A 26,983-nucleotide genomic window follows, 5' to 3' on the forward strand; every position below is an offset into this window, starting at 1 on the left:
CTTGTCAGCGGGCCGTAGTTTGCGCTCATGCCCATACAGCGGAGGCCGATGTCAGAGGTGCAACTGCAACAAGTCATGTTGAACCTGATCATCAATGCTATCCAGTCGATGAGTGGCGTTAAGGACGGTAACCGCGAATTACACATCAGCACCGAGAGTATCGAGCCGGAGGGCGTGTGCGTCGCGGTGCGGGATACCGGCCATGAGCTGCGCTCGGAGAGCCTGTCGCGTCTCTTTGAGCCCTTCTACACGACCAAGCCCGACGGCAGCTTTTGTGATCCTTCGCGGATATCGACTGCGCTAACTGGTTGTTGCCCCTATCACCACCATCAGACCTTATGGTAGCGCCAGAGTTGTGCTCGACGATCGAAACTAGCGATCTGGAAAAATGACTGGTTGCCCCGATAGTAGCCGGCATGGAACGAAATCAACCGGTTCCGTCTGCGGACTTGCAAACCGTCATTGCGCAGCCACCTGATCTCCGATGTCGATTGGCCGCAAGAACGTCTCATCGTCATCCACAAAGGTAAATGTACCAGCCGTGTTGCGATAACGCGCCACCTGGTCGTGTAGTCGTGAATAAAGCACAGCAACACTGACGAACTGGTCATGCCCCAGATCGTCGTGCTTTGCGAGCCTCGATATGTCGACGATTTGAACCTTTTCTTTTAGGGCAGCCTCCCGCACAACGGGATCGTCGACGTTGATATCACCGGCACGCACGATGCCACCGTCGAGAAAGCTGGACAGTTGAAGCGCACCATCATCTTTCGAAACGAGAACCAGCAAAGGTGGCTTGAGCGGACCGATAGCTTGTACCTGCGCACGGAACGTCTTCGCATTGATGTCGGGCGCCGCCAGCACAATACGGCCTAGCCGGGCGATCACTCGGTCTTTGCCTTCGATACGAAGCTGGCGCAGAGCGTCAACGGTCAACATAGCACCCATACTGTGGGCAACCACTACAATGTCGCTGACCTCGGGGCTGCTGCTCAACAGGGTTAGTAAACCCATCAGATAGTCGCGAGAATAGCTCGCCGATTGCTTGTCTATTTCGTAGGCCGCCACCTGACCCTGCGATGGCCAGGAGAACAGGATCGGAATCCCGTCGATTTTGATGTCCGCCTGCAATTGTGCGAGTCGGAACAGCGACTCTTGGAAGTTGTTGTTAAACCCGTGCACGAAAACGAAGGCTTTGTGCTTTTTCCGCCGAATATCGCCCTGCGGAGCGACGGCTTTGCGAAAGTCGGCTTCGCTCATCACGGCCTGATCCACCACAGCAAAGCTACTCCGTGGATCGGGGGTTGCGGTCGGCATTTCGACATTGCCGGACTTGTGGTTAGGGGGCACCGAGACGACAAACTTTGCAAAGTTGAGCGTATTAGCGCGGTTCGCAGTGAATACATTCCCCGACAAACTCTCGCGCTCACGCGTGGTCGCCACATAGATCTGCAGCGCCTTCTCGCCAGAGGAGGCGGCCACGGGCGTCAGCACCTCCGGGCCAGGTCTGGCAGCGCAACCGACCAAAACGAAGGCAAATAGAATAACGACTGCCCAATCCAGCCTGCGACCACGAAGGCTACTCCACATGGCAACTGACTCCCCACCAAGCCAACACGCACTTATCTAGTTGCTTGCTACTCCTTGAGCGCCTGACGCCCGGCGCGTGGGCTTACGCCAACGATCCGGCTGAACGTGCGCGTGAAATGACCTGGAGCGGTGAAGCCGAACGCAACGGCGATATGGGCGTCACAGAGCGCGTGCGTTTCTACTCGCAATCGCTCGCCAACCCGCCGTCCATAGCCTTCAGTCATCACTGCATCCATCGGAGGTCATCTTGCTCCAGCCCGCCATTGCGCGCGCTGTAACGCTTCCTCGGTGCGCACGCTAGTTTGAGGCAGCACCAATCGCAAAAAAGGAGCCGTTTCTTTCAAAGTTCAGCATTCGCATGCTCTTCCCCCGCTGCCGACGGGCAGATCTGTGTCCTGGAATTTACGGATCTGTTGCCGGTGCGTAAGCCGAGGGCTCAGCGTGGCCGATAGTGGGGGACCAAAAAAGGGCATTGAAAGGCCAACCCTCGGTTGCCGTCCGAGCGGCCTGATCCTTGGCATCAGTGCTGCTTTGAACGACGCGGAAGCGTTTCCCGGTTGTTGGCGCTCGGCGGTTCGAGCATGATCTGCTTGAGGTTTGTGCCGGACAGAACCACGATCACAAAAATCAACTTGCCAGCTTCGTTCATCAGTCCGCCACTGAGCGCTTTTCCTGACGTGTTGTTCTCGGCTACGAGGACTGCATCTGCAAGCTCTTGCCGGACAGATTGCATGGCGATCAGATTGAGCCGATCCTCTAGGGTTAACTCGCTCATGGACGACACTGTAGCATTGCCCGCAACCTGCCCTGTTTTGGCGTCGATCGTATCTTCCCAGATATGATCCTGCCGAAACGTCTTCACGCGATAAACGGATGAGCCGGAGCCGCCATCAAAACTGACATCCACGATCCTCGTACCGGGGTGGAGGCTGTCGGCTATCTTCAGCGCCTGGCGCAGTGATATTTTCGCGCCTCGGAACAACTCAAGTTCACGGCTTATCGCCTCGCCGCTTGCGCCCTGTTCCTGAGCCGTGCCGATTTCGCCATCCAACGTGGTGCCGGCATAGGAGGGCGCGCAGATCAGCGACGTTAATAGGGCTACGGATAGTTGTTTCTTTGACATTGGCCCACTCGATTTAGATCGACGAGGAACGGTTAAGAAGAGGCACGCCGGCCGACAGAATGACGCCGTCCAGCCGCAAGTTATCGACGGACACAACACCCCGCTTCGCGGACTCCCCAATCGTTGGCGCCACGGGAGACCCGACCATGAGCTACACCTATACGCGCCGGCGCCGCCGGCATTTCTCGAATAGACGGACGAAAGAAATGATTATGTTCGAAGCCCGCGCTGTCGCACGGCCAACGGTTAATTCGATTACACCAATTCCTTCCAATACTCGCTCACATCATACCTCCGCACCTCCTCCACGCAGGTCGTCTCGAGCCCTTGCCGCGGGATTAGCCGGTCATAGAAGTGGGGAATGTCTTCGCGTTGATAGAGAATGCCGCAGGCGATCCGATCCTGAACCTGCGCAGCGAGCGCCCTAGCCTGCTGCAGATTGCCCGGGTCGTGACCATCGGCATTTGCATCGAAGTACCTGTCCAGCAGATATTCGTGCGTCGCGAAGTGATTGTATGTCGGACACGCCTGGAGCATCTCGACGAAGGCAAAGCCGCGGTGCTGAATGGCGGCTTTGAGAATACGAGTCATTAGTTTGATGTCACCGCTAAAGCCCCGGGCAACGAAGGTCGGGTTGAGCGAGAAGATCAGGTCCATGCTCGCCAACGTATGCTCGGGGATCCCGTTAGGACTTGTGTTCATTGGCCGGCCTTGTGGAGTGAGCGAACTAGCCTGCCCGGTGGTTAGCCCGAAGTTTGTGTTGTTGTGCAGGACAAACGTGATGGGATAATTGCTCCTCACGCCATGGACCAGATGCCCGACACCTTCCGAGAAGGTCGCGCCATCCCCGCCGAAGGCGATCACCGGAACCTTCATGTTCGCAAGTTTCGCGCCTGCCGCAAACGGGATGACGCGACCATGCAGCCCGTGGAAGCGGTAGCCCTCAATCTTGTCCGAGCCGTTGCCGTTGCAACCGACATCGTAGCCAAGGCACACCTGCCACGGATGCAAGTTCAGCTCCACCAGCGCATACTTCACGGCCGTCCAGATGCCGTAGTTGCCACAGCCGTCACACCAGATGCATTTAGTTTCCGAATAGTACTCGGAAAGAGCGGACGGCTGGGTCTGCAGAGCGATATTCATGATGGGCCACTCGCTTGTTCGAAACCGGGGGTCTTCTCGTCGCTTTCCGAGGTGTGCGCACACCTCTCCTTCACCGACGAAAGGAGCTCATCGTAGAAGAACGGTCGACCGTCGTACTTGAGAATTTTGTCTGGGATATCCAGGCCACATTCCATCCTAATGAGCATGCCCAATTGCCCCTGATAATTCTGCTCCACCAGGACAATGCGTTTCGACCGTTTTGCCAATCTCTGAAGCTCCTGTGTGCGGAGCGGCCAGAGATACGTGAAGTGCAAATACGCGATCTTCCGCCCTCGCAGTTCATCGCTGCGCATGACGTCCTTAAATACCTCACCGGTGCTTCCCCAACCGACTGCGAGCAGATCGATTTCGTCGGCAGCATCTATCCAGTCGCTCGTCTTTACGCTACGACCGCCGATACTCAAGTGAGGTGCCGGAAGCCCCGCTTTCAATCCGTGAAACTTCCGCAAACGCTTTTCCATTTGCAACTTGGCGTTGAGGCTGGACTCATCCACGGCGCCCATGGAATTATGCTCATCGCCCTGCGCGCAATAGGTCGCCGCGTCGCTGCCAGGAACCCATCGTAGCGAAACACCGCCCTTGGCATGCGGGTCAAATCGATCGGAAGATTTCAGTAATTTCAGCTTCTCGGGGTCGAGAACTAGCCTGCCACGATCAATTTCGGCTGTTTCCAGATCATAGGGCTGTTGTGTATAGAGCGCCTCGGCGATCTGCTTGTCGGTGAGGACAATGACACTGATTTGATACTGCTCTGACAGATTGAATGCGACCGGCATCAAATCGAAGGCATCCTGGCTGTTGCTGACCGAAATCACGCACCGAGCAAATTCGCCGGCGGAGCAATTCGTGGCCTGTAAGAGACTTCCCTGAGCCGTCCAGGTCGGCAGGCCGGTCGCCGGGCCCGGGCGTTGCGCCAGCACGAACACCGTCGGGTTCTCGATCATGGCATTCAGGGACAGTGTCTCGCTCATAAGATCAAAACCGACACCGGAGGTGGCCGTGAGCGCGCGGGTTCCCATATACATTGCCCCACTCACGATCTGCGCGGCGGTGATTTCGTCTTCCGCCTGCTTGACCACCATGTGAGTCTTGTTTTCGAGTTCGGCGATGAATGACAGCAGCGGGCTGGAGGGTGTCATCGGGTATCCGGCATAGAGCCGCACCCCCGCATGAACCGCGCCGAGCCCCATCGCTTGACTGCCGGTAATCAAAAGGTGGCTCGCGAAACCCCTGTCAGGCGGCGGCAACGTGACGGAGACCGTCCCCTGCTCTGGATCGACAAAGGAGTATCCCTCTTCGATACATCGCATGTTGAGTTCGAGCAGAGCTTTCTTCTTCGCAAACGTCGCTCCGACGAGGGATTTGATGACATCGATATCCTTGTCCAGCATGGACCAGACAAACGCCGTCAGCAGCACGTTCGACAGAATTGCCCTCGCGCCGAGGCGCTTGAGAATGTCATCGACCGGAAAATAGATGACGCGAAGGCTTCGCTCCGCGATCAGATTCCGATGGTGCTCCGGAAACAGCCACCCCGGCGTCACGTGCAGTACAATCCCGCCCTGTTTCAGCTCCTCCATGTTCAGCTCGAGACCGTGATGGTTGAGCGCGACAAGCACGTTCACCTTGGTTTCCGTGCTGCGGATTTGGTCATTCGAGATGTCCAGTTGATAGCTCGCGTGTCCGCCTTTTATGAGGGAGGGATACTCGCGGTAGCCGAACACGCAGTAGCCGGATCTTTTGAGCCCCTTGGCGATAATTGCGCCAATGGAGTTTATTCCCTGTCCGGAAGCGCCGACAATTTTGAGAGAGACGCGGGGCATGGCCTAACACCGTTCTGTGAGTTTCAAGCCATCCACCAACTGTTTGCTCCAGGCTCCTATGGCCTCCTCCTGACCGTAGGGTTCGTCGATGAGTTTAAGCGTTGGAACGATCAGCCGACCGTGATGGGCCTCAACGTAGTGTTCCAAATGATCCACCGCTCGCGCTGTGTAGAAATATCGATGGTCTCCGAGACCGATGCACGCACACGGCTTGCCGGCCATATCCAGAGTCTTAGCCTTGTCATGGAGTAGCCCCCACATGTGCGGATTCAATTGCCCCTCGGTGCCCCCTGTATTCCAGGTTGCGGAGGCGAGCAGGAGAACATCTCCCCTCAGCAAATCCTGTGGTTGCGCTTTCTCGGCGATCGTAGCTTCGATCTCCCAGCCTAGGAGACTGTTTCTCAAGGAATCGATCAGCGCATCCACCACGTACTCCGTGTGTCCGCTGGTGGAGGCAAAGACGATATGGAGGACGCGACGCTGAGCGAACTGTGGGACAGCTCCCGCGGGATTGGCGATATTGTTCACGAGTTAGCTCCGCTTTCCATCAGTGACGTTTCCCCGCTACCTTGACGGCCCCAACCGCTGAGGGCGGCCCATCTTCCTCTGCTTCAAGACATGTTGAGCCGCCCCAGCGGCGCATTGCTCGGCCTCAGTCAACGGAAAGGTGAGAAGGAAGGAAGATCCTTCGGCAGCGCAGGACGTATGAACGTGCCCCCCCAGACTGCTGGCCAATTCGTCGACGATCGTAAGCCCTCGACCGCGCCGGATGGGTTCAGGCGCCGCCCCATTGTCACACACCCCGCACTTTACGACGTTGCCTGCAAGCATCAACCTCACCCGCAGTTCTGGATGCTTACCGTCAAATTGTACGTGTCGTGCCACATTGGTCAGTAGCTCGGATACAATCAGTCCAAGCTTCCAACAACGCTCTCCTTCAAGCCTCAGATCGTCTGCCGAAAACAAGACACGTATCGCGAGACAATCCAGTCGGTATTTCGTGATAGCGAAGCAAAGCTGCTGGAGGTATCTCGCGGCATCGGTGAGGCGCCCCTGATCCGGCATGTGCAGCGCACGATGAACATCGGCCCATCGATGCAAAACGTCTACGACATCGAGCAGCGTTGCCTTGACCACGACACTCTCCGCTTGCACTGCCTTGGTCGAAAACGCGCAGATGGCCGACGTGAGCTCGTTTTTTATTCTGTGGTCCAACTCGCGCAGAAGCAACGATCCGTCAGGATTCGGCAACTGCGCGGCGCGCTCTGTCATTTCGTGCTCCAACGAGTTGTTCTCTCTGACCAAAGACGTTCGACACGGCTTCGTTCGGATATCAATGCCGTTCCAAACGGCGTTCGCGGTGAATAGCTTCGGACAGGAGCATTCATAACTCGACGCCGCGACGCTCCAGTTCGGCCTCAATCGCGTCAAAGGCAATTTCGGCCGGCATTACTACGAAACTGGTCCAGAGGATGACCGCAACGCGCGCAGCAATTAGGTACTCGATCATGCAAGGTTGCTCCGAATGCGAGATGCCGGTTAGCCCGCTCGTCCTACTTAAACGAGATGTCAAATAGGCGGCCGATTTCGTCTTGATGCTGTAAAGGATAACGAATGCACTTCGGACGATCTTGTACGTTGTTGACTAATTTAGATTGTTGATGCGCACTTCCGTGCGCGCCTGCAGAGCTCTTTTGTCTTTCTAGTTCTGCCGATCGAGCGCACGTCAATCCAATTGCCATGACGACGCCGCGCGTTTGTGCCGCATAGCATTCGAGCTTGTTTGAGCGCTATCAACCCACCCTAACTGGCAACAGTCCCTGCTCATTACCGTTCGGCGGTGTATGACAGGACGTTTCGCTGCGCGCCTTGATCGAGCGGCCCTCGCCGTGCGGACCTCGGATTGCGGGGTTGGATGATTGATAGCGGCCGGCCGTGCATCTGGCTTTAGCAAGCTCGTAGTGTCAAAATTCGAATGATCCGGCGATTTGTCAGACGGTAGCGGGCTCGACAATTGGATCGTCGGGGCGTCCATGACAACGGGAGGTGTGATAGTCAGCTGACTTGTATCCAAAACGACCTTCTCCGGCCATTTGTTGGCTGACTTGATCCGGATAACCGCTCTATGCAGGGCGACGAACTGATCAGCGGACGTCGCTGGCGGGTTTGGCAAAAGCCAGTCGGAGATGAACAGCAAAGCGGCAAGCGCGCTCCCAACAAACATGAAATAGCGGGCTATGGGCACCGCTTATCGGTCCCGATAATTGAGAAATCTCGGTTCTGCTTTAATATTATCTGAATCGCCGGACCCATCACTGGGCCCGCGACTGCTCGATCGGCGAAGGCGTTGCAATGATGGAAACCGGCTTTACTTTGGTAACGAACGCCACGAAGCACAGCACCCCGATGGCGAATGTAGCCAGACTCAATACACTCCTCATATCAGCTCCTTTGCCCCTTCATTTCGCGCCGATGCCGCCAACTTCACTTTCCTCGGCACGTCGCGTCGCGACGACCTTGCTTCTACCGCAGACACGGTACGGCCGGCCGACGGCGCAGTGAGCGCCGTCGACGGGCGCGGAGGACGAGGCCTACTCCGCCGCAATTATGTACGATCTAAATTCGATGCCCAGCGCCTTCGCGACGCCCGCGCCGTAGGCAGGATCTGCCTTGGCGCAGTTGACAACATGACGCTCCTGAATGCGCCTAGCAGCGGCGCCGACCTGGCGAGCCGTATTGTCGAACAGAATTTGCTGCTGGGCAGGAGTCATCTTGCGAAAGAGGTTGCCGGTCTGGGGGTAATGATCATCGTCGACACGATGGTCCCAATGTGCAGCCCCGCCTTCGAGCTCGAGCATCGGCTCATTAAGCTGCGGCTGATCGATCCACTCGCCCCGGCTATTGGGGAAATAGGTGGGGGTTCCGCCGAGATTGCCGTCAGTGCGCATGGCGCCGTCGCGATGATAGCTCCGGAACGGGCATTTCGGTGCGTTGATGGGGATATGGTGGTGATTGACGCCCAGGCGATAGCGCTGCGCATCTCCGTAGGAGAAGAGGCGCCCCTGCAGCATCTTGTCCGGTGAATAGCTGATGCCCGGCACGATGTTGGCTGGCGAGAACGCTGCCTGTTCGACTTCGGCGAAGACGTTCTCGGGGTTTCGGTTGAGTTCGAAATGACTTGGATCAGCGGAAAGTCCCCCTTTGGCCAAACCTTGGTCAGATCGAACGGGTTGAAGGGGAACGCCTTGGCCTGAACATCCGTCATCACCTGGACGAACAGGGTCCAGCCCGGGAAATTGCCGGCCTCGATATTTTCGAACAGATCGCGCTGGTGGCTTTCGCGATCCTTGCCGACGAGGCCCTCGGCTTCCGCGTCCGTCAGATTCTCGATGCCCTGCTGGGTACGGAAGTGGAATTTGACGCTCGTTTGCAGCATTGAGGAAGCTGTACGCGTGACTGCCGAAACCGTGCATGTGACGCAAGCTTTTCGGAATGCCTCGATCGCTCATGACGATCGTGACCTGATGCGGCGATTCAGGCAGCAACGTCCAGAAGTCCCAGTTGTTGTCGGCGCTGCGCATACCAGTGCGCGGATCGCACTTGATGGCGTGATTGAGATCGGGGAAGCGCAGCGGATCGTGGAAGAAAAACACCGGCGTGTTGTTGCCGACGACATCCCAGTTGCCCCCTTCAGTATAGAACTTCAGGGCAAAGCCGCGGATATCGCGCTCGGCGTCAGCAGCGCCGCGCTCGCCCGCGACGGTCGAGAAACGGGCAAACATTGGTGTCTGCTTGCCGATCTCGGAGAAAATCCTGGCCTTGGTGTAACGCGTGATGTCGTGCGTGACGGTGAAGGACATGCGGCGCTCGGGGATCACTTCGCGGGCGAAATGGGCGAGCTTCTCGATCAGCCAGATATCCTGCAGCAGCGCGGGGCCGCGCTGTCCAGCGGTCTCAATGTTAAAGTTATCCGTGACGGGAGTGCCGGATGCATGGGCTAACGGCGGTCGTTTGGAAAGGTCGTTCAAGGGTATGCTCCGGTGGAGAGTTGGGGGGGCCGGGTGCTCAATGCTTCATCTAGAGAGAGCTGTCGTCACCTTGAGCCGAAACAGCTTCTCAAAGCCGGCATTTAATATGCCATGTCGCTGCCCGGTCGCGATTGAACGCTGCTGCGAAGTTGATGCCAATCATGCTCAAAACTGTCAGCTGACGAATTCGGGACGCGCGTTGCAATCGCACGCTCCAGTACAAGGTCCACCGCTATTTTGATCTTTGCAGAGTCTCTGTCACGAAAAGCAGCCAGGCGCATCCGGCTGAGAGACAATGCACACTGGTCCTGGATTGGCCTGGTGAGGCTCATTGCGCATGGCTCGCTGCCCTGCGCGCCGATGCGGGGTCATTTTGGCACAAGTTCTTTCTCAGCGAGGCTCGGGCTGGCGACGTCGCGCAATTTCGCTGCAAGATCCATGCTCACAATCTGCAGAAGGTTGGCGCGGAGTTCGGGCCTGCTCGCTGTAAACTCTCTCACGTGCTGCAGATCCCACTTTGCAAGAATCCCGGGACCGCGAGCCACTACTTCCGCCGGACTGGCCAAGCCGCTGTAGGCGCTGACGTCCCCGATCAGCTGACCGGGTCGAAGCGCCATCCTAGTGTTGTCGCTAACAATGGCTTCGAGATCCCCGGCCATAACGACAATGGCCTCCGATATGTGCTTCCCCTTTTCGAGAATAATCTCTCCGGGAAAGCAGTCGACCCACCGGGCAAGGCTGACAAGCTTCAGGAACTCGCGCTTGTCGATCGAGCTGAATGCGACGCGGTAGAGCCGTTCTTCCCTGTCGCTGAGAACTACCGGCCGCCGCTCCAAAGCTATCGCCACGACGCGGACCGCATTCACGAGCATGAACGCGGCTCCCCAAACAATCGGCGGCCACAGTTTCTCACCCTGGAAGTAGTAATATGGCAAGGTCAGCGCCTCGCCGACGATGGCCAAAATGCGCAGCCTGAGGACGTCCTGCACCGAGAATGCGACGAGAAACACAATGTTCGAAAGGTTAATCAGACCATTGATCCCGACGATCTGACCGGCGATGAACTCGTACATCGAGACTCCTACAGCATTTTCAGTGGCGAACAACTCGGGCACCCGCCAGTTCGAACAGCACAGGCAGCGACAGCGACCGAGGATGTCTGCAATGTCGACGAGGGATGTCCGAGATGCAGAGAACCGACCTCCCGGTAGTGTGGAGATCGCATCCGGAATGGTGCAGCGACCAAATCATTGCCTAATCGTCCGACGAATCCGATGGGGAGTTCGGCCTATTAGTATAACGACGAAATAAAGACGGTTGAGGGCCGCGGTACGTGCAGTTAGCAGATTTCGGCACCCCGCCGACGCAGCTGATCGCTGATGGGATACTCTTGTCCAATGCGCTTCCAACTGTGCCGATCGTCGCCGGCGAGAGCGCGGCCGCCCAGCGCTGGCGCGGAGCGCCAGCGCGGCACCACGAAGTGATAGGCGCACTCGTTAGTCACGAAGTCGCCATCTCGAGAACGGGTAGCGCGCTCTCGATCGCTTTGCGACGCGGTTCGAGAAAGGTCGGCAGCTCCAAGTTCCGACCGAGAGCTTCGATCGGCTCGTCGACCGCAAATCCGGGAATATCGGTTGCGATCTCGAATAGAACGCCGCCGGGTTCGCGGAAATAGATAGAGCGGAAGTACTTCCGGTCCTTTTGCTCGGTGGGATGCCTGCCGTGGCTGTGAATTAGCTTCTCGGTCATCTGCGCCTGCTGTACGTCGTCCGCGGCGCGAAATGCGATGTGATGCACCGAACCGCGTCCCTGCCGCCCTCGCAGAGCACCGGTAGCTTCGCAGATGTCGACGATGCTACCTTTCGCGTCGCCCGCCGCGGCGAAGCGGATCACCAATCCTTCGCGGGCGACCTCGCGGAAGCCGAACACGTCAGTCAGGATCGCGGCCGTCTTCTGCGCGCTGTCGAGAAGCAGGGTCACGCCCTGGAAGCCGCGGATCGCATGTTCCGAGGGAATGTCCTCGGTGCTCCAACCCGGCTCACTCTCGGCATCGGCGATGCCAACGAGCGCGAGCGCCATCCCATCAGGATCCGTAAACGGCAGCACGGACTGACCGAAGCGCTTCTCCAGTTTCTGGTGGAGAATTCCCTTCTCGATGAAACGCTGAGTCCAGTAGCCGATTGAGGGCTGTGGGACGCGGAAGGCGGTCAGGCACGTTTCGCCAACACCGCGCCGGCCGGCCTCGGCGTTTGAAGGGAAGAAGGTCAGAACGGTGCCAGGACTGCCGATCTCGTCACCATAATAGAAGTGGTAGGTTGACGGATCGTCGAAGTTAACTGTCTTCTTTACAAAGCGCAGCCCGAGATCGCGTGTGTAGAAGCCCAAATTCTTGGCAGGATCGCCGGCCATTGCCGTCACGTGATGGATGCTCATATTTGCCTCGTTGATTCCGAACCCTCGTGGCCGCTTTGATTAGGGACAGTTCGCTAGGACTCCTCAGCCGCGGCGATCGGCGCTACCGGGGTCGTATGTTCGCACCGATGCTATTGCTGAAGGGATGATATTCCTCGTGAAGTCAGGTTTGCGCTTTTCCATCAAGGCCGTAAGCGCCTCTTTTGCGTCTTCAGAGCGGACCAGCGCGCCAAATTCTTCGTTCTCGGCCTTCATTGCAGCCTTGATCTGCTCACGAAATGGTTGCTTCATGAGCCTCTTGCTGGCTTGCAACGCTTCGGTCGGCTTCGCGGCCAATTTCCGAGCCGTTTCGGTCGCTTTCGCCAAGACATCCGTGTCGGGCATAACTCGTGTAATGAGACCCAAATCCGCGGCTCGCCCGGCATCAAAAGGATCCCCCAGCAAGATCAGCTCTGCCGCACGGAGATGACCGATCCGCGCCGGCACGGAGCAGCTCGATCCGAATTCCGGCACGACCGCTAGACTAATGAATGGCATCTGGAACTTCGTGCTTTCGCCCGCGTAGACGAAGTCGCAGTGCGTCAGCATGGTAGTGCCGCCACCGATCGCGGCACCCTGGACCGCGACGACGATCGGCTTGTCGAAATTGACCAATGCATTCATGAGGCCGGCCTGCGGCGATTCGCCTGGCCCTGGAGGATTCTTGAGAAGATCCTCGATATCATTGCCCGCGCAGAACGAATCTCCCGCACCGTGCCAAAGCACGACCTGCATATTCTCATCATTCGCCACCTGATTGAAGATACGCGCGAGAGCCACGTACATGGATGACGTCATCGCGTTCCGCTTGGTCGGGCGGTTCAACTGCACGCGTAAGATGTTTCCTACCTCTTCGGTAATAATATCATCCATTATCGATAACCTCGTCTCTTGGTGAATTCAATGCAACTTCTGGCTTCTGGCGGTGTCCACCGCACCAAGTAGCGCGTTCCTTCTTTGACCGCTACTTTACCGAGAATAATTGCCGTCATATTGAATGGCACGATCGGCGTTGGAATGGTTGTGCGTCTCGTTGGCGTAAAGCCGGTCACCACCGATGATCAGGATGCCTGGTACACTCAACGTCTTGCCACGTCGTGGATCCGAAGCGGCATTCCGCTCACGACGCCGGTCGGATGAGCCGGCGCAGTGAAACGAAAAATAGCGCCGCGCTGCGGATTTGGGCTCGCCCACAAACGCCCGTTATGCGCTTCGATAATCGACCGGCAGATCGACAGCCCAAGTCCCAAACCGTTCGATTTAGTGGTGTAGAAAGCCTCGAATGCGCGCTCAAGATCCGCCGCCGCGAAGCCCGGACCGGAATCTCGCACCTCCACTGACACGCAACCCGGTTCGGCACCCGTGCTGATGAGCAATTGCCGCTCCTCTTCGCCGACGTCGCGCATCGCTTCGATGGCATTGATGATCAAGTTAAGTAGTACCTGTTGCAACTGGACCCGATCTCCCTGGACAGGCGGCAAGCCTTCCGCTAACTGCGCCTGCACCGACACGCTATTGTTTGCGGCCTCCGTACGGGTGAGAGCAATAACCTCAAGGATGGCATCGTTGATCTCTACGGCGTCCTTTCGTGCCGGCACTTTCTTAATGAGTGCGCGGACCCGCTCGACGACCTCGCCTGCGCGATTCCCCTCCTTCACAATAAGAGAGAGCGCTTCGTCCACCTCACGAAAATTCGGTGGCTTAGCGCTTAGGAAACGCCGTGCCGCCGACGCGTACGTGACTGCCGCGGCGATCGGCTGATTCACTTCATGCGCGATTGATGAAGTCAGCTGCCCCATCGTCGCGACGCGGTTGGCGTGCTCGAGCTCCAGTTGCGCCTCACGGTAGCGCCGCTCGCTTTCGCGTGCCTCAGCCTCCGCGCGCTTGCGCTCAGTCAAATCAAGCACGAAGGCCACACCGTGGTCTTGCTGCTCGTCGAACGCGGCCGAGCCCATCAACACAGGCACGCGGCTGCCGTCCTTGCGCCGGTACTCCTTTTCATAAGGTTGGGCCGCGCCAGTCTTGTCAACGCCTACTACGGCGCGGGCGGCGCTGGCGCGCCATTCCGGCGGCGTCAAGTCGGCCAAATGCATGTTGCCTGCGGCGATATCCTCTCGGTCGTATCCCATCATCTTAAGGAACGCGTCGTTTGCCTCGATGATCTCGCCTTTCCGACTTGAGATGAAAATCCCGATGATGTTGGCGTCGACCAAGCGCCTAATTTTCGCCTCGCGTTCTGCGACGTCACTGTACAACCGGGCGTTCTCCAACGCGATTGCCGCCTGTGAGGCGAGCAGCTTCAGCACCGCAATACGCGACGGCGTGAATACATGCGACGCCAGGCTGTTTTCGAGATACAGTACGCCGATCAGCTCGGCTTGTTTCAGGAACGGCAGGCAAAGAAGTGACCGTGCCTGTTTGCGGCCTATGTATTCATCTTCGGCAAACGGGTTCTCCCCGCGGGCATCATCCAAAATCACCCGGCCCTCGGTGCGGATGACTTGCTCAAGGACCAGCATGGGCAATTCCGATGGCGTCACCGGCGTTCCGAGAAGACGGACCCTGACGCCGTCGCGGCCGCTCCTCGCTTCCGCCTCGATCTGGTATTGGCCGCCGCGCGGCAGCATCAGGAGGCCGCGGTCGGCCCCGGTATGTTCGACCGCAATAGTCATCAGCGTCTCGATTAGCCTCCCGAGGACTATTTCCCCGGCCACGGCTTCCGACATCTTGATGACCGTGGCCAGATCCAACCGCTCGATAGACGTCTCGATAGTGGGTTTTGCGGTCAATGATGCTTGTTGTCGGATCCGGGGATGGCTCTTGTCGAGCTGAGCGACCTTGGCCCAGGCGCCCCACCGGACGTAGCAGTCGCGGGCCTCGTCCAAATAAGTGTCTGCTACCTTTTCGAGACCGCGAAGGCGGTAGAATCGGGCTGCCAATTCGCTCGCGAGCCCCTGGTCCTGAAGGAAGCCGCGCTCCGCCGCCAAGCGGATCGCCTGCTCGTACAGCGGCATGGCCTCGATGTCCCGTCCTTCGAGGCGCGCCCACTCCGCTGAGATCAACGTGTGTTTATGCGCGAACGTCGCCGGGCAACTGTCCGCCCATCGCTGAAACGACCCCAAGTGTGAGATAACATCCTCGCGGAGTTCTGCCCGTCTCTCCGGCGAAGACGCGGGAAAGACCGCGGCGATGGCGAGAGAATGATAAAAGCAATAATCCATCGACTGAAGGTTGGGACGGGCCGACCAGAGAATAGGTTTCGCCTTGCCGGCAAACTCAAGGGCTCTCTCGGCGTTGCCCAACAAGAAGTGTCGTTGCAACTGCAAGATCCAGTGAAAGCAGGCAACGAGAGGAACGCCTCCCCGGAGCACTCGTGCTTCGAGCGCCGGCTCGTCGAGGGGCGCGCCGCTCCCCGCTCCGCCGCGAAGGCTTTGGACGAAACCCTGGATGCTCAAGATGACCAACTGACCGAATTTGTATTTGCGGACGAAATCCAGAGCGCTTGCCGACTCGAGCCACACCTGGTCGAGAGGATCACCGCGCGCCATCAGATCGGTGAGGCGATGTTGCCGGTTCCAGCAGGCGTAGACCATTTCGCCGGTTTCCGCGACAGATCGGATCGCGGCCTCGAGGCAAGCCAGGGCATCTTCAATTGGACGCGTCCACAGGACCGCCATTTGCATCAAGAAATGTGCACCCGCCTTTTGCGCGGTGAACCCGTATCGTTCGGCAACCGCAACCGCCAACCGCGCAAATGCCTCCCCGTCTGCGAAGCGATGGAATGCCGGACCAAGGACTATGGCGACCGCACCATAGCCGATCGCAGAATACTCGCTTGTGCCATGACGACAGCTCAGCTTGACCATCCAGCAGGAAATCATCTGGTACAGGTCAAGGTCAGCGTGATAGGCTAAATTACCCAACCCACTAAAGAGCTTCATGACCGCCTGCATCTCCGGGTCGTCCATCATCGGCAGGTCGACCAGGCTCTCGATCGGGCGCTCGCCGAGGGCGCGGCGCATCTCCTCGTATTCCGCTCGCATCTGCTCGGGCGTCGGCGAGTCCGGTAGATCGACGCCGAACGTTCGCAGGCATTCCAGCGCCGTGCGGACCGCGGGGGCATAGTTGCCTTGCCTCAGTTGAAGCATGATGCGCAAACGACAGATCTCGGCATGATCGATCTTCGACCCCGCCTTGATGAGTAGCACCTCCACGAGTCCTGCCGCCTGCTCCAGGTTCGAGTTGAGGATCTCGCATTCCGCCCGTTCCAGGAACAGGCCTAACGTCAAGTCATAGGATCTTTGCCACCCGTCGTCCGACAGAACGGCGATGCCCGCTGCAAGATAGGTGGAGGCCGCGGCATAGGCGGTCGACGCTTTCGCCTTCCGACCTGCGACAAAATTGAGTTCGGCCGCGCGCACCTTCTCGGGCCACTCGGAAATGAGCGTCGAGCCCAGGTTCAGCTGGTTGACGAGGTCGTAGATCTTCTCCGCGACGTTCTCCTGCGCGGTCTCTGTGACAAGGAGACGTGCGATCCGCAGATGGAGTTCGGCGCGACCTTCGGCCGGAATCAGCGCGTAGGCGGCCTCCTGAACCCGATCATGGAAGAACCGATAGCTTTCCACCCGGGGGGCAGCGGCCCCGGCGCGGACCGCGTCGCGAAAACTTGCATGCATCGCCTCTTCAGATTCGCCGCGCAGCTTTGCCAAGGTCGCAAAGTCAGCGTGACTGCCGAGGCAGGCGAGCAGCTTCAACGCTTCCTGAGCCTCCGGAGCAAGACGCCGCAACCTGTCGATCATCAGGTCCACCGGATTGTCGCTGAACCTCTTGTCGACAATTGCGTCCCAATCCCATTTCCACGACCGCGAGAGCGGATCGAACTCGATCAACCGTTCTTCGGCGAGACTGGTGAGGAACTGTCCGGCGAAAAAGGGATTGCCGCCGCCGCTTCTGCCGTGCACCAGCTCTGCGAACGGCCGCATGTCGTCTGGCGCACGCCGCAACGTGTCACACAGCAGATGGTTGATGTCGTTGACCGAGAGTGGGCCGAGGACGATCTGATCGACTTTCACGCCGGCTTTGCGCAGATCCTCCAGCTTGAGCATCAGCGGATGCGCCGGGTCGACCTCATTATTGCGATATGCGCCGATGAGCAACAGGTGCCGCGTGTCCGGATGGAGGAGGAGATATTCGATGAGCGTCAGCGTGGCCGGATCGAGCCATTGCAAGTCATCGACGAAAATGACGAGCGGATGTTCCGCCCTCGCGAACACGCCAACGAATCGCTGGAACACGGTCTGAAACCGCAGTTGGGCGTCGACCGGAGAGAGGACTGCCACGGTCGGCTGCGGACCGATCAGCCGAACGAGGTTGGGAATGAGATCGGTCAGCAGACGGCCCTGATTTCCGACGGCTTCCTTGATCGCGTCTCGCCAGAAAGCGATGTCGTTCGCCTGGCCGTTCAGCAGCTGTTGAATCAATCCCTGAAACGCCTGAGCCAGGGTCGCATGGGGGGTATCGCGGAGCCGCTGGTCGAATTTTCCCGAAATGAAGATACCGCGAGGCAGCACGATCACCTTATGCAGCTCGTTGACGACCGACGACTTGCCGATACCTGAGTAGCCAGAGACCAGAACGAGTTCCGAACCACCATGCTTCACGACACGATCGAAGGCAGCGAGCAGGGTAGCGATCTCGGCCTCGCGTCCGTACAGCTTCTCCGGGATCATCAGCCGGTCCGACGCGTCCTGCAGACCAAGCGGGAACGGGTCGATCCGCCCGAACAACTCCCAAGCAGTCAAGCATTTGCGCAGATCCGCCTCCACTCCTGCTGCGGTCTGGTAGCGCTCCTCAGCTGTCTTCGCGAGAAGCTTCATGACGATCATCGAGAGCGGAGCCGGCAGCGCGCTTGCAAGCTCGTGCGGCGGAACAGGCTCTCGCGCGATGTGACAGTGGATTAACTCGATCGGGTCAGCGGCGGTGAAGGGTAACGCGCCGGTCAACAGCTCGTAAAAGGTGACCCCCAGCGCGTACAGGTCGCTTCGGGAGTCGACCGAGCGGTTCATCCGGCCTGTCTGCTCCGGCGCCATGTAGGCGAGTGTACCGGTGATAGTCTCCGGCGGCTCTGGCGCCTGGCGCTCACGCGGCACGCGCGATGCGATCCCGAATCCCGTCAGCCACACACCGCTACTTGCCGATTCCACTAGAATATTTGCGGGCTTGATGTCCTTATGGATGAGGCCACGCTCATGCACATGGCGGAGCGCACCCGCAAGCGGGATCGCAATGCGCAGGAAATGCGATACGTCCAGTGGCCGGCTAAGCAGTCGATCTAGCGGCGTACCGCCGGGATCCTCAAGCACCAGCGTAATACGGCCGCTATCGTGCGTAAGAGCGACAGGTCGCGCCGCCCACTCGGCGTCAAGTTCGGACTTGAGCGCATATTCGTGTTCAAGTCGCTCAACGCAACTGGGCGAGGTTTCTTCTGCGGCAACAAGCAGGATTGGGGCCAAGCCGTTGCCAGAGCCCCGGTATAGAGCGATGCTGCCTTCCCGCAGCAAAGAGAATGCGTAGCCCGAGAGCCAGTTCATAAAGGCTCCTGATGAAGTACTTTGAGGCTTGCTCGGCAATCACTCGCGTTACGGCCTGCACACCCGGCGGTCACCACTTCGTGACGCGCTTGCCAGAGGCTTCAGTCATTTCGGAACCTCCATGACTGTTCCGGTTGCTTCCGGTTGGAGCGTTCTTCGGGGTGGGACTTGCATCTACTGGAAGGCGCCGCCTTGTTCGTTGCCCATTCTCACCCGCCGCGCCAACGCATCCGCCCAGCTTTAGACGCATAGGTGTCTCAACGCTTCGAGGAACGTACGACGAGTTGTCCGCTTCTGCACACTCAGTTGCCAGCGGCGCAACTCTTTGTGATTCGAGGTAAGCAGCGGCGTATTCCGCATGCCGGCGGACGACTACATCAACCTCGGCATACTCCTCTAACTTTTCGAGTGCATATGCCCGCGTCGTGTCCAGCAACCGATACTGTGCCTGCGTTTCGTCGATCTGAGTTGCTATTAGTGACTTCTCAACCAGACCGGCGATCGCCTCAAGAATTTCTCCGGTACCTATGCCGACTTCGCCGGCGACATACCGCGCGCCATCAAGGGTGAATTGACCAGCGAAAGGGGCGATGCGTCGAAGAACAATCCTCTCTCCGTCAGACAGCAAATTGTAACTCCAATCCAATGTCGCCTTCAGCGTCTGATGTCTGGCAATTGCCGATCGATGCGCCAATTTCAGCAACTCCAGCCGCGCAAGAGTGTTCTTGAGGCCGAGGGCGGCCACCTGACCCGCAGCCAGCTCAATTGCCAAGGGTATGCCATCCAGCCTTCGGCACATTTCCGCAGCAAACGCCGCCTCCTCGTCCGTGAGAACGAAGCTTCCCGCCCTCGCCGACACGCGTCGTACGAGCAACTGCACTGACGGATATCGAAGCACGGCATTTACCGTTTGCTCCGAGCCATCTGGTGGAAAATCAAGGGGAAGAACCCGGCAACAATTCTCGCCCCCTACTTTCAGTAATTCGCGACTCGTGGTCAGAAGATGGACCTGCTCCGCTTCCTGGTACAGTTGCTCGGCAAGCAGGGCGACCGTCTCGATCAAGTGCTCACAGTTATCGAGAACGACCAGAATCTTCTGCGAGCGAACGAGGTCGACCAGCTCTAGCTCGGGATCACTCGATTTGAGCGCAAGTCCCAGCGATGTCGCGACAGCCTCCGCAACGTGTCGCGGATCGGTAAGGCTTTCCAAATCAACAAAGTGAACTTTCCCGGCAAACTCCTCGGCAACGGCGCGGGCAACGGCCAAGGCAATGGTCGTCTTGCCAATGCCGCCGGGGCCGAGAAGCGTTACGAACCTCTCATTTCGAAGCTTGTCGCTGACCTCGCTGACGACCTTTTCGCGCCCAATCATCATGACCGGTCGCACGGGGAGCCTGCCTTGGGGGGAGAACTTGGCATTCCTGTTTTCCGTGCCACCATCCAGGGGGGCGACGGTGCCGACGAACGAATAGCCCCGTCCCTTGATGTTTGCGATGTATCGATCGCCGAATCGGCCGTCACCAAGTGCCTTTCGGATCGCGGCCACGTGGACCCGGAGGCTTCCTTCCTCAACGGTTACGTCCGACCAGACGTGATCGATGAGTTTCTGCTTCGCGATGACTTCACCCGAGCGGTCGGCGAGATAGGTCAAAATATCCAACGCCCGATCCCCGAGAGGAAGCACTCGACCGTCGCGCCGGAGCACCCTCTCGCCAATTGAAAGTTCAAAAGGGCCGAACCTCAGCTTTCTGTGAACTACGGTGCCATGCATGTGTCAGCCAAACGTTGGATCCCCCGGCCCGACATCCGTAACGTCGGTCGGAAAACGCCGCAATTGTGCGCGCGTAAAGCTGGCCCCAACGAAGCTCGTAGTCCTTCCCTCACCTTTGGAAAGTACGAACGACACCTTGGTATAACTGAATCACCTTCAACGCGGAGGTGAGCCGAACCCCTGCGCCGCGGCGATCACAATGGCGGACAGGAGTTATGTGTGCTGGCTCCACTGTCCTGCAATGTGCGTCTAGTCGCTCAAACGTGTTGCACGAAGATCAGTCGGCAGATAATGGAGACAGGCCTAGTTCGCGCCCGCTGCGATGCCGATGTGAATTGAGCTGCATCGCCGATGGCTAGTGAAGGCCGCCTGTCGCGTGACTAGCGGCCATTGTGCCATGTAGGCAACTAAGGCGCGCCCCCATTTCCCTTGGTGCGATCTAGCGCAGCCTGAATGCAATTCAGGAGGTCACTCTCATCGAACGGTTTGGGCAGATAGCAGATGACCCCAGCCTGAAGCGCTCGGGCACGAATATCATCGCTCGGATAGGCAGTTATCAGTACAGTGGGAATCTCGTTGCTCAATCGAGACAAATTGTTGTGCAAGTCGAGGCCATTCATCTTGGGCATGTCGTAGTCGACAACCAGGCAGCCGGTCCGGCCCAGCTCGGGTGACCGCAGAAACTCCTCGCCGGACGAAAATGCTTTAGCGACCAACCCTACCGAACGCATTAAAACTTCGATTGCATTTCCAACCGCGGTGTCGTCATCGACTATGGCAACTATTGGTCTGGTATTTGGCACTTGGCACGACCGGTAACCGCGAGCAGCGTTTGGAGAAACGGATTTTGTCCACACACTTTTGCTCATCCAACCTAGGCGCAACCGCTACGTGGTTCGATTATACAATTGTATAGTAACTCGACCGGAAATCTTGTGATCCATGGAGAACGCCAGCGTCACAGGCATCGACTTTCATATCGCCCTAACCCTGTTAACTCACAAAAGCCCCTCCAGCCTGGACGGGCTGGAGCGGCGAGTGGAGGCCGCAGGGAGTAATCGGCCTCGGGACGGGACAACTTCACCATAATGGCACGCATTGGCGCTCGCTATTGAACTAGCGGAAAGATCGAGTATCAAATGGGAATGTGCGCACTATACGAAGGTTGCGCTCTGCGAACACTCGTCGGTTCGACTTTGATGGGCGGCTGGTCGCTTGATGCAAAACACGGCGCCGACTTCAAAAGGCCAGTTCACCGATGACTGCAGGAACCGAATTGGGCCGGTCGTCCCCTCTATCGCCCACGCGATAATCTCGCTATGCTTGGTGGCGGACTAGAAAAGCTGATGCGCATGTCAACGAGGCACATGTGGTAGAGCAACCGCCGACAGTGATGGTCATCGACGATGATCCGGGAGTGCGGGACTCCCTAGGTAAGCTGCTTCAATCAGCGGGCTTTCGGGTGCTCCTATTCGGGTCGGTGAGCGAATTTTGCGAGGCAGATCTGCCAGAAGGACCCACTTGCCTGGTGCTTGACGTACGGCTTCCCGGTCAGAGCGGACTCGAACTGCAGCGCGAACTGGCAGGCAACAAGAGAAGGCTGCCGATTATCTTCATCACCGGACATGGCGACATTCCAATGTCGGTGCAGGCGATGAAAGGTGGCGCTATCGAATTCCTGACAAAGCCGTTCCGGGAGCAGGATTTGCTTGAAGCGATTCAGCTCGGTCACGCTCGTGATCGAGCGCAGCTTGAGCAGGAACAAGCTATGGCGGGGCTGAAAGCTCGATTCGAAACGTTGACGCCCCGGGAGCGCGAGGTCATGGCGTTCGTGGTGACCGGGCGTTTAAACAAGCAGATCGCAGCCGACCTGAGCGTAAGCGAAATCACGATAAAAGTTCATCGTGGCCAGGTCATGCGCAAGATGCGGGCATCGTCCCTGCCTGACCTGGCGCGCATGGCCGACCAACTGCAGCTGACGCTGACAAAGCCGCATAGCCCAGGTCGCGTTGCCTAGCGCGGACGCTGAAGCCTGCATCCTCCGCAATGGTCCCCTGCGGCTCACCACCGATGATCCGGTTGCCTGCTAGAGCATTTTCGAGCGAAGTGGACACCGGTTCGCGTGAAGAAAACGCGTCAAAACAAAAGGCTAGAGCTTCGGTTCTGATTCAATCAGAACCGAAAATGCTCTAGACTAGACGTCTGTCACGTCTTCGATCCGAATCGGCATTTGACTCACGGTGCGGCGGCCGAATGAGGCAGCATAGTGAAGCGAAAGATAGCGCCACGTGGCACGTTAGGGCTCGCCCACAAACGCCCGTTATGCGCTTCGATAATCGACCGGCAGATCGACAGCCCAAGTCCCAAACCGTCCGATTTCGTGGTGTAGAAAGCCTCGAATGCGCGCTCAAGAGCCGCCGACGCGAAGCCTGGACCCGAATCTCGTACCTCGACTGACACGCCTTCCGGTTCGTTACGGGTGCCAATGAGCAACTCCCGCTCCTCTTCGTCGATCTCGCGCATCGCTTCGATGGCATTGATGATCAAGTTAAGCAGCACCTGTTGCAGCTGGACCCGATCTCCCTGGACGCGAGGCAAGCCCTCCGCTAACTGCGTCCGCACCGAGACGCTATTGTTTGCGGCCTCCCTACGGGTGAGCGCAATGACCTCGAGGATGGCATCGTTGATCTCTACGGCGTCTTTTCGTGCGGGCGCCTTCTTAATGAGTGCGCGGACTCGCCCGACAACCTCGCCTGCGCGATTCCCCTCCTTGACGATAAGAGAGAGCGCTTCATCCACCTCACGAAAATTCGGCGGCTTAGCGCTTAGGAAACGCCGTGCGGCTAACGCGTACGTGACTGCCGCTGTAATCGGCTGGTTCACTTCATGGGTGATCGAGGCCGTCAATTGGCCCATCGTCGCGACGCGGTTGGCGTGCGCGAGCTCCAGTTGCGCCTCCGCCAGATAGGATTCACTGCGGCGCAGCCGGTCTTCGGCCTTCTTGGCTTCATCGATATCAACAGACAGTCCGTACCACTGGACGATGTTTCCCTGTCGATCGCGCAGAGGCTCACCGCGGCCCTCGTGCCAACGATACTCGCCGTCCGCCCGACGGAAACGGAGCACACCCTGATACGAAGATCCGGTCTGAATTGCGTGGGAGAAGGTTCTTTCAGTTTCCGGGACGTCGTCCGGGTGTATGAGTGCCAGCCAACCACCATGCTTGAAGTCCTCAAACGGCTTGCCGAAATAGTCCAAAAAGCGCTGATTGAAATAGGTCGGCTCGCCATCGGGGGCTAGGGACCAGAGGAGACCTGGTACGGTTTCGATGATCTGACGGAGCCTGTATTCGCTCTCCCGCAGCGCATCCTCGGCGCGCTTGCGATCCTCGATGTCATAGGCGGTCCCGTACCACTTAATGACCTTGCCGTTCTCGTCGCGCGCAGCGACACGATCGATGGCGAACCAGCGATACTGTCCGTCGGCACGCCGGACACGCTCCTCCGTATGCCATGGCTCGCCGGCGGCAAGGGCGTCACGCCACACTTTCTCACCGATCGCGATGTGGTCGGGATGCGCCACGACGGACCATTCCGTGCCCAGCGCAGCCTCGTCGGAAAGGCCCGTGTATTGTTTCCAGGCGGCGTTAACGAAGTCGCGCCTGGCGTCTGCCGAATAGCTCGCCACCGGGATAGGGATGGTATTGATCATCTGCCGCAGCTCGCGCCGCGCCTCAGCGAGTTGAACCTCTCTCTCGCGCAGCGCGTCCTCCACGCGCTTGCGCTCCGTCAAATCGAGCACGAACGCGACGCCCTCGTCGCCGCCCTCTTCGAACAGCGCGCCTCCAACCAGCACGGGTACGCGGCTGCCATCCTTTCGGAAAAACTCCTTCTCGTACGGCCGAGCAATCGTATTTGAGCTCAGTTCCGCCAGGGCGCGCTTGTCGCGTTCGCGCCATTCCGGTGGGGTCAGGTCCGTCCAGCGTATGCGGCCTGAAACCAGATCGTCCCGGTCCTGTCCTACGAGATGAAGAAACGCGTCATTGGCCTCAAGAACCCGCCCTTCCAGGCCCGTAAAGAAAATTCCGATAATGTTGGAATCGACCAGACGCCGGATTTTCGCTTCGCGTTCGCGCAATGCTTCCTCCGCGCGTTTGCGTTCTGTTACGTCTGTCGCAGTGCCGATGAACGCGATGAGATCTCCGTTCCCGTCGAGAACGGGGTGCCCCGATGAAATGACGTGCTTAACTGTTCCGTCAGGCAGCAGAACCCTGTACTCGTCGAAGCTATCAACTTTTTCGTTGACCACCCTCGCAAATCTCGCGTCTGTCCTGCTGCGATCCTCCGGATGGACTCGTTGCCGAAAGTTTTTGCGGGTCGGTAAATCCTTCTGCGGATCCAGTCCGTAAATTCGGAACATTTCCTCGGAGCAGTAGAGCACCCTCTGGCTACGGGCGTCCCATGCCCAAGTGCCGGTACGGGTCAGCTTCTGCGTTTCGGCCAGATAGCCTTCGCTCCGCTGTAAGTCGGCGGTTCGCTCCACCACCTTGGCCTCGAGCTCCTCGCGGGCCTGACGAAGCTCTTGCTCTGCTCGTCGTCGCACTGCACTGACCCAGCCGACAGCCAAGGCGCAAAATATGCAAAAGGTCAGATAAATGAGATCGGCATAGCTGATTGGGCTGAAGGAAAAAACGGGACGTAGGAAGAAGTAATTGAGGCTGAGGACCGAAAGGACAATTGCGAGCACACCTGGCCAAGCTCCTGCGTACCAAACGGTCGCGGCGACCGCGAACAGGAACGGTGTCAAAATAGCCTCGAAATGTCGCAGCACGAAGAGACCCAACACGATTGCGAATGCTACGGACAGAACTGCAATGCTGTACCGAAAAATTGTCGGCATGGGCGTTGGCGATGAAGGGTCCCGATTCGCCATGCTTACCTCATTCGTGAGCCAACCGACCGACAAGAAGCTATGCGCGAAAGTTGGTGACGGCATGAGAGGATAAGGCGGCGTATCGTGGGGTGTTCGAAGCCTCTACTTCTCCACCAAAGGAGTGATGCGCCCGGGCCGACACTAACGTTTTCCAACTCTCCAAACCAAGAACTTTTTGCAGACCCGCTGACGGAGGTCTTGCGCAACGCCGCGCCAGCGCTTCTGGAGCAGGCCGTCGAGGTCGAAGTGCAAGGAAGAATGCACCGACGAGGTGCGCCTGCTGGCGGCCCCACTCCGTCGTGAGTGACCCGTCTCGGACGTGTCCCGCGTGGCAACGCTCGCCGCTTCCGGGATTAGGCCGGTATAAGTCGGCGCGTGACCGTCTCAGCATCCATCACGATTACTCGGGCCTGTGGGTGGGCAATGTGAATTGAAAGATGGCGCCGCAGGGCACGTTCACCCTCGCCCACAGTCGTCCACCGTGCGCTTGGATGATGGAACGGCAGATGGCCAAACCTATGCCCGTTCCTTGGACCTTGGTAGTGTAGAAGGCCTCGAACAGGCGGTCCACAGTCTCTAGATCCAGTCCCGGACCCGAATCTCCTACCGCCACCAGGGCGCCGTTTGAATCCGATTTCTCGGTACAAATCAGCAATTCGCGTGCTCCTTCACGCATGCTGATCATTGCCTCGAAGGCGTTGATAATCAAATTGAGGATTACTTGCTGCAGTTGCGCCCGGTCTGCTTGGACAACCGGCGATGGCTGTGCGAACTGCGTCCGCACCGATACGCCGTTTTTCGTCGCCTCGCCACGCATCAGCTCAAGCACGTCGCGGATCGCTCCGTTGATCTCCGTGCGCTCCCTCTTCGGCAGCGTCTCCTTGAAAAGCCCTCGGATCCGGTAGATCACGTCGCTTGCTCGATAGGCCTCCGTCACGATGCAATCGAGGGCCTCTCGTACCTCGTCCAGGTCCGGCGGTCGACGATTCAGGAAGTGCCGAGCGGCCTGAGCGTTCGTGACTATCGCCGCGATGGGCTGCGTCACTTCAGGAGCGATCGAGGCCGTGAGCCGTCCTATCGTTGTGATGCGGTCCACGTGCGCCAGATCGACCTGCGCCTCGTGCAAGGCTTCTGTGGCCAGCGTCAGGCCGTACGTTCGGACTGATGCGGCATCAAAGTCTTTTTTAGTATCGTCTGGCGCCGTGCCCAAGTGTCGGATGTAGATCATAGTGCTCTCCCTTGCATCTTCGAAGCGGAGCACAAGACCGCGCGAAGACCTGTCCGGCGGCATCAGCATCTCCCGAATGATCACCTCCCTCTTGGAGGGGTTTGATCCGGCCCGGAGGCATTTGCTGTTTTCATGTGGAATTTGGCCTGTTGCGCCTTGAGAGACGGGTCGGGCTGAATTGTCCAAATCTGGTTACTTCGGGATCGGCAATTTGCACGCACTTTGCTAAATAGGCGGAAACAGCTCCGTCAATTGCCTTCGATGTTGGAGTATCATGATACCA

General features: G+C 58.3%; 18 protein-coding genes and 3 pseudogenes. 2 read left to right on the forward strand and 19 right to left on the reverse strand.

Annotation, left to right across the window (positions count from 1 at the left end; genetic code table 11):
• Window positions 1-48: 48 nt before the first annotated feature.
• Window positions 49-345 (forward strand): ATP-binding protein, encoded by a 297-nt coding sequence (locus tag K359_RS53580; RefSeq protein ID WP_198031213.1) that lies wholly within the window; start codon window positions 49-51, stop codon window positions 343-345.
• Between the two features lie 114 nt (window positions 346-459).
• Here K359_RS53580 and K359_RS53585 read toward each other — a convergent pair whose 3' ends face one another.
• The 15 genes and pseudogenes from K359_RS53585 to K359_RS0132650 all read right to left on the reverse strand — a co-directional run bounded on the left by K359_RS53585 (window position 460) and on the right by K359_RS0132650 (window position 21,409).
• Window positions 460-1,590 (reverse strand): alpha/beta hydrolase, encoded by a 1,131-nt coding sequence (locus tag K359_RS53585; protein WP_084518576.1) that lies wholly within the window; start codon window positions 1,588-1,590, stop codon window positions 460-462.
• A gap of 47 nt (window positions 1,591-1,637) precedes the next feature.
• On the reverse strand, window positions 1,638-1,814 hold the full coding sequence (locus tag K359_RS61765; protein ID WP_156928770.1) for a hypothetical protein: 177 nt from the start codon (window positions 1,812-1,814) through the stop codon (window positions 1,638-1,640).
• Between the two features lie 296 nt (window positions 1,815-2,110).
• A complete protein-coding gene (locus K359_RS0132570) occupies window positions 2,111-2,713 on the reverse strand; it encodes a PepSY domain-containing protein (protein WP_029083075.1) in 603 nt (200 codons plus the stop codon).
• A 255-nt stretch (window positions 2,714-2,968) separates the two neighbouring features.
• A complete protein-coding gene (locus tag K359_RS53590) occupies window positions 2,969-3,856 on the reverse strand; it encodes a thiamine pyrophosphate-dependent enzyme (protein ID WP_051346536.1) in 888 nt (295 codons plus the stop codon).
• Window positions 3,853-5,700 (reverse strand): 2-oxoacid:acceptor oxidoreductase subunit alpha, encoded by a 1,848-nt coding sequence (locus tag K359_RS0132580; RefSeq protein ID WP_029083076.1) that lies wholly within the window; start codon window positions 5,698-5,700, stop codon window positions 3,853-3,855. The genes K359_RS53590 and K359_RS0132580 overlap by 4 nt, the downstream gene beginning before the upstream one ends.
• Before the next feature lie 3 nt (window positions 5,701-5,703).
• Window positions 5,704-6,228, reverse strand: a complete 525-nt coding sequence (locus tag K359_RS0132585) for a flavodoxin domain-containing protein (RefSeq protein WP_029083077.1) — start codon at window positions 6,226-6,228, stop codon at window positions 5,704-5,706.
• Between the two features lie 36 nt (window positions 6,229-6,264).
• On the reverse strand, window positions 6,265-6,972 hold the full coding sequence (locus tag K359_RS0132590) for a sensor histidine kinase (RefSeq protein WP_156928771.1): 708 nt from the start codon (window positions 6,970-6,972) through the stop codon (window positions 6,265-6,267).
• Between the two features lie 112 nt (window positions 6,973-7,084).
• Window positions 7,085-7,210, reverse strand: a complete 126-nt coding sequence (locus tag K359_RS65875) for a hypothetical protein (protein ID WP_256375184.1) — start codon at window positions 7,208-7,210, stop codon at window positions 7,085-7,087.
• A gap of 1,081 nt (window positions 7,211-8,291) precedes the next feature.
• A pseudogene (locus tag K359_RS53595) lies at window positions 8,292-9,728 on the reverse strand (catalase).
• Between the two features lie 368 nt (window positions 9,729-10,096).
• A complete protein-coding gene (locus tag K359_RS0132620) occupies window positions 10,097-10,801 on the reverse strand; it encodes a hypothetical protein (RefSeq protein WP_029083081.1) in 705 nt (234 codons plus the stop codon).
• A 427-nt stretch (window positions 10,802-11,228) separates the two neighbouring features.
• Window positions 11,229-12,161: a ring-cleaving dioxygenase gene (locus tag K359_RS0132630; RefSeq protein ID WP_029083082.1), complete on the reverse strand. Its 933-nt coding sequence runs from the start codon at window positions 12,159-12,161 to the stop codon at window positions 11,229-11,231.
• 63 nt (window positions 12,162-12,224) lie between these two features.
• The gene (locus K359_RS53600) at window positions 12,225-13,052 is read right to left on the reverse strand and encodes an enoyl-CoA hydratase (RefSeq protein ID WP_051346537.1); all 828 of its coding nucleotides are present in this window, start codon (window positions 13,050-13,052) and stop codon (window positions 12,225-12,227) included.
• 206 nt (window positions 13,053-13,258) lie between these two features.
• Complete coding sequence (locus K359_RS53605; protein ID WP_051346538.1) at window positions 13,259-18,769, reverse strand: trifunctional serine/threonine-protein kinase/ATP-binding protein/sensor histidine kinase; 5,511 nt, start codon at window positions 18,767-18,769, stop codon at window positions 13,259-13,261.
• A 70-nt stretch (window positions 18,770-18,839) separates the two neighbouring features.
• The gene (locus tag K359_RS53610) at window positions 18,840-20,540 is read right to left on the reverse strand and encodes a winged helix-turn-helix domain-containing protein (RefSeq protein WP_051346539.1); all 1,701 of its coding nucleotides are present in this window, start codon (window positions 20,538-20,540) and stop codon (window positions 18,840-18,842) included.
• 407 nt (window positions 20,541-20,947) lie between these two features.
• The gene (locus K359_RS0132650; protein WP_371261211.1) at window positions 20,948-21,409 is read right to left on the reverse strand and encodes a response regulator transcription factor; all 462 of its coding nucleotides are present in this window, start codon (window positions 21,407-21,409) and stop codon (window positions 20,948-20,950) included.
• Between the two features lie 500 nt (window positions 21,410-21,909).
• On the opposite strand from K359_RS0132650, the gene K359_RS0132655 reads away from it, so the two are divergent.
• Window positions 21,910-22,557 carry a response regulator transcription factor gene (locus K359_RS0132655; protein WP_029083084.1) on the forward strand — a complete coding sequence of 216 codons (648 nt, stop codon included), beginning with the start codon at window positions 21,910-21,912 and terminating at the stop codon, window positions 22,555-22,557.
• 218 nt (window positions 22,558-22,775) lie between these two features.
• On the opposite strand, the gene K359_RS66285 is transcribed toward K359_RS0132655, so the two are convergent.
• From K359_RS66285 to K359_RS53620, 4 genes and pseudogenes are all read right to left on the reverse strand, one after another.
• Window positions 22,776-23,933 carry a sensor histidine kinase gene (locus K359_RS66285; RefSeq protein WP_371261213.1) on the reverse strand — a complete coding sequence of 386 codons (1,158 nt, stop codon included), beginning with the start codon at window positions 23,931-23,933 and terminating at the stop codon, window positions 22,776-22,778.
• Window positions 23,913-25,142, reverse strand: a pseudogene (locus K359_RS66290) (PAS domain S-box protein); the annotation flags it as partial. The gene K359_RS66285 and the pseudogene K359_RS66290, both read right to left, overlap by 21 nt.
• Window positions 25,122-25,535, reverse strand: a pseudogene (locus K359_RS66295) (DUF4118 domain-containing protein); the annotation flags it as partial. The pseudogenes K359_RS66290 and K359_RS66295, both read right to left, overlap by 21 nt.
• A gap of 337 nt (window positions 25,536-25,872) precedes the next feature.
• The gene (locus K359_RS53620) at window positions 25,873-26,700 is read right to left on the reverse strand and encodes a sensor histidine kinase (protein ID WP_245284788.1); all 828 of its coding nucleotides are present in this window, start codon (window positions 26,698-26,700) and stop codon (window positions 25,873-25,875) included.
• Window positions 26,701-26,983 lie beyond the last annotated feature (283 nt).

Source organism: Bradyrhizobium sp. th-b2 (assembly GCF_000426785.1).
GTDB classification, from domain to species: Bacteria; Pseudomonadota; Alphaproteobacteria; order Rhizobiales; family Xanthobacteraceae; genus Bradyrhizobium; species Bradyrhizobium septentrionale.